This window comes from Kitasatospora sp. NPDC007106, assembly GCF_040634455.1.
Lineage (GTDB): Bacteria > Actinomycetota > Actinomycetes > Streptomycetales > Streptomycetaceae > Kitasatospora > Kitasatospora arboriphila.
Genome location: NZ_JBEYFP010000508.1, coordinates 1 through 4,322 on the forward strand (window position 1 = coordinate 1; position 4,322 = coordinate 4,322).

4 protein-coding genes are annotated in these 4,322 nt (G+C 74.8%); 1 reads left to right on the top strand and 3 read right to left on the bottom strand.

The genetic code is table 11. The features are described 5' to 3' along the window. On the top strand, window positions 1–800 hold an 800-nt coding region (locus tag ABZ641_RS27195), incomplete at its 5' end, for a DNA-3-methyladenine glycosylase 2 family protein (protein ID WP_359985798.1). A gap of 156 nt (window positions 801–956) precedes the next feature. Here ABZ641_RS27195 and ABZ641_RS27200 read toward each other — a convergent pair. The 3 genes from ABZ641_RS27200 to ABZ641_RS27210 form a co-directional block, all read right to left on the bottom strand. Continuing rightward, window positions 957–2,528 carry a hypothetical protein gene (locus tag ABZ641_RS27200; RefSeq protein ID WP_359985801.1) on the bottom strand — a complete coding sequence of 524 codons (1,572 nt, stop codon included), beginning with the start codon at window positions 2,526–2,528 and terminating at the stop codon, window positions 957–959. A 266-nt stretch (window positions 2,529–2,794) separates the two neighbouring features. Continuing rightward, complete coding sequence (locus ABZ641_RS27205; RefSeq protein ID WP_359985804.1) at window positions 2,795–3,094, bottom strand: hypothetical protein; 300 nt, start codon at window positions 3,092–3,094, stop codon at window positions 2,795–2,797. 177 nt (window positions 3,095–3,271) lie between these two features. Further along, window positions 3,272–3,718 (bottom strand): ATP-binding protein, encoded by a 447-nt coding sequence (locus ABZ641_RS27210; RefSeq protein WP_344624922.1) that lies wholly within the window; start codon window positions 3,716–3,718, stop codon window positions 3,272–3,274. Between the last annotated feature and the right edge of the window lie 604 nt (window positions 3,719–4,322).

Here is a 4,322-nt window from a genome sequence, read left to right on the forward strand (position 1 = left end):
GGCGGGCGTCGCGCACCCCGGCGGGCCTGGGGACGCTGCGGATCGCGGCCCGGCCGGCCGAGGGCGCCGTCGCCGCGACCGCGTGGGGGCCGGGCGCGGACTGGCTGCTGGAGCAACTCCCGGCGATGCTCGGCGCGAACGACCGGCCGGACGGACTGGTGCTGCCGCCGGGGAAGCTGCGGGACGTCCAGCGCCGCAACCCCGGTCTGCGCCTGGGCGCGAGCGGGCTGGTGATGGACTCGCTCGTGCCGTCCGTCCTGGAGCAGAAGGTCACCGTGACCGAGGCGCACCGCGCCTGGCGGTACCTGCTGCGCCGTCACGGAACTCCGGCGCCCGGGCCCGGCACCGAACTCGGACTCGTGGTCCCGCCGTCGGCACGGGAATGGGCACTCGTGCCCTCCTGGTCCTGGCACCGCGCCGGGGTCGATGCGAAGCGCACCGAGACGATCCTCCGCGCGGTACGGCTCGCGCCCCGCCTGGAGGAGGCCTCCGCCATGGCCGGCACCGAGGCGGCGGCCCGGCTGATGCACGTACCGGGCATCGGTCCGTGGACGGCGGCCGAGACCCTGCAGCGCTGCAACGGCGACCCGGACGCGGTCTCCGTCGGCGACCTCCACCTGCCCAACACCGTCGTCTGGGCCCTCGCCGGGAAGGCCCGCGGCACCGACGAGGAGATGCTCGAACTCCTCGCCCCCTACGCCGGCCACCGCCACCGCGTCTGCCGCCTCATCCGCACCCTCGGCGTCCGCGCACCACGGTTCGGGCCGCGCCTGGCGCCCAACGACCACCGTCGCCGGTAGGCCCGTCCGCGTTCCGATCGTGTGTGGAGCGAGGACGGGCACCCCGTCGGCACGCGAGTGCGACGGACGGCCGACCGGACGCACGCGGATCGGAGGAGGCCGGACACGCCGAAGCGCCCCGGGAGGTCCGGGGGCGCTTCGGCTGCCGCCGCGGGATCAGTGGGAGAGGGTGCTGTTCACCTGGGTGAGGCCGGCCGGTCCGGTGGCGGACAGGCCGTGGAACAGGTTCGCGGTGACCTGGCCGCCCGCACCGACCGTCCACAGGTCCGGGGTGCCGTCCGAGTCGATGTCCGCTGCCCGGAGCTGCACGTCGGCGCCGGTGTTCCAGCCGGTGGCCACCGGGAACGCGTGGTAGGTCAGGGCGCCGGTGTTCGGGTCGGCGGCCAGGTCCTTCCACACGTCCAGCTCGCCGGTGGACTTCTTCCACAGGAACAGCGCGGTGCTGGTGGTGCCGCCCGGCGCGGCGACCTCGGTCGAGGCGATCGTCCAGTCGTTCCAGTCGGTGCCGTCGGGGGTACGGACGTTCAGCGCCGTCGGCATGTCGAACACGCCGGTGACCCAGCCCGCCGGGTACAGGCTGAGCGCGGTGCCGCCGGAGCCGTCCGGCGCTATGCCCAGCAGGTCCGGGAACCCGGTGGCGCGGCCGGAGACCGTACCGGCCTCGGCGACCTGCGAGGGGTAGCTGCCCACCCAGTCGGTGAGGTCACCGTTCGGCCCGCCCGCGGGCAGCGCACCTCCGCCGCCGTCGCCGGCGCGCACCCCGAAGTGGCCGGCCCGGATGCCGCCCGGGTAGTAGAACAGCAGGTCCTGGAAGGACCCGCCGGTGAACCGTCCGGTGAGCGGCACCGCGCCGTCCCAGTCGGACGGGGTGGGCTCGGTGCTGAAGCCCGGGCCCGCCGCGCCGATGTTCACGGCGGGGCCGACGTGGCCGTCGCCGGTGCCGGGAGCCAGCCAGATGCCCGACGGCAGCCCGTCGCGTCCACCGACCGTCACCAGGTCGGGCACGCCGTCACCGGTCAGATCGGCGGTCGTGAGGTTCGGCGGCGGCGCCGCGGCGGAGAACGTCAGCTGCACCCGGCCGCCGGAGTTCCCACCGGGGGAAAGGCTGGTGACCGTGAGGGTGTTGACGGCCCGGTCGGGCTTCAGCGTGATCACCGCGCGGCCGCCGTCGGCCGGGACCTCCACCGGAGCACCGACGTTCAGCTGGTACGAGTAGCCGGCCGGCACCGAACCGTCGGCCGGAGGCGCCACCGTCACGGTCACCGGCTTGCCGATCACCGCGCCGCTCGGCCCCGCGACGACCGGCGCACCCTGCCGGGTCGGGTCGAAGGCGAACCGGCACTGCGGCGACCACTGGCTCTTGAGACCGTCGGCGTCCGCCCGGAACTGCCACACGAAGTCGGTGATCCGCCCACCCGCGGCGTTCTCGAACGTCGCGGCGGGCACCTCCACCACCGCCTCCTGACCCGACGCCACGGTCAGTTTCCCCGGACCCACCGCCATGACCGCCGTCCCCGGCCGGTCCGCACGGACGAGCCGGAACTCGGCGCTCAGCGCCGTACCCGCCGGATCCTGCAGCCGGGCGCGGAAGGCCACCGACGTGTCGCCGAGCACCGTGCCACCCGCGCACGCGCTCGCGGGCGAGGTGCCCGGAGAACCCACCGAGGGGCGGTCCTTGCCGGCGGCGTGCGCCGAGGCGGGCTGCACCGAACCCACGGCGACCAGCACCACTCCGACGGCCGCCGCGGCGGCGGTGGAACGGCCTGGACGACGTGGGGAAGAAGAAGAGTGCACGGAGGCATCGCTCTCTACCGGGGGCCGGCAGGCCCCGAACGGCCCATACCGTAGCGCGGACGATTCGGCCCCGCACGAAATTTCGAGCCCCGGTCAGACCGGCTGCTGCCACCGCCCGTTCGGAGCTCCCCGTGCAGTCCGGGCCGAGGCCGGGCCGAGGCCCGGGAGCCGCGGTCCGAGCCGTGCACAGCCCGCCGACGTCAGCGGCTCCGCTCCCGGAGGGCGATCACCGCACGGCTCGTCACCTCGGCGGATGTACCGCTCGCGTCGAGTTCGAGGAGGAGGTGCTGCTGGGCGTAGTGCTGCGCCACGGGCTCCAGCCGCGCTTCGTGCTCGCCGACCAGCCGGCGGACGTGGTCCTCGTCGTCGCGTTGGTACAACGCACCTCCGCAGATGGTGCAGATGCCGTCGTCCGGGACGGTGTCAGCCTCCGGGTGGAAGCGGTGGGTCGGGTCGGCGGCGCAGAGCCGAAGTGCGGTCCGGTGGCGGAGGTAACGCATCCTCTCGGCTTCGGACAGGCGCAGAGGGCGTCCCTGACGGCCCCTCGGCATCAGTGGACCCGGCGCTGTTCAGGCCGGCTTTCGGATCGTGAAGGCCACTGTCCGGCCGGCGCCGGTGTCGGCCTGCAACCCCCGCACCTCGCCGGAGCAGTCCGCCGACGGGTCGGCCGGCGTGATTCAGGCAGCGGGGATGTCGGCCCAATGGTCGATCAGCGTTCCGGTGCGGTCGGTGATTCCGGTGCTGTCGGCGAGCGCGGCGACGATCGAGGCGCCGCGGCCGCGTTCGTCGGCGGGCCGGTCGGTGGCCCAGCCGGCCGGGGCGCCCTGCGGTCCTCCGTCGCTGACGTGGACCTGGACCTGACCCGGGCTGTCCTGGGCGCGCAGGTACAGGACCGCGGGGGGCCGACCGTGGGTGACGGCGTTGGTGACGAGCTCGGAGAGGACCAGCAGGGTGTCGTAGAGCCGGTCGTCGTCCAGTCCCCATGCGCTGAGCACCGGACGGGCCGCGTGGCGGGCGGTCGCCGCCGCGCGCGGATCGTGTTCCAGACGCAGGCCGAACACCCGCTCGCTGCCGCCTGCGGTCTCCCCGGGCCGGCGGCCGAGGGAGGAGGTGGGTGCCGTCATCCGAATCACCGCCCGTCCACGGATCGGGGTCTACACGGTTCTGCTTCCGGCATGCGCCTACCCGGCGAGGGAAGGTTGAACAGTCAATCCGGGAATCGCCGTGAAACCGGTGCCCGGACGGCATCGCTCGGCGGGCCCAGCGACATCCGGGCTGCACCCGAGGCGGCGGGAGCGACCGGGTCAGGTGTCCGCCCCGGCGCTCGACACCGTGTCGCGAGGGGCGGGGCCGCGGGTGCGTGCAGCAGTTCCTGGAGCGCAGCACGCCCTCGTAGCTGCTGCCGGACAGGCGGACCTGCTCGGCGCGGCGGCCCTGCCGGGTGACCGTCTCCTCGTCGACCCGGACCGTCTGCCGGCCGACGACGTCGACGAACAGGAACGACACGTACTCGGTGCCGAACCGCTCCCTCGGGTTGCGCACGACGACGTCGAGGGACGCCGTCGGCGCGTGCTGCTCCGTCGCGGCCGCCGGGGTCCGGGCCGTCGGCGGCGGGCGTGGGGCCGCGGCGGGCGTCGGGCCGCGGCGGGCGTCGGGGCGTACGGCGAGGTCCCTGACCTCCTGCGCGATGCGCCCGGGCGCCTTGCTCCGGAAGTCGATGGCGGACCC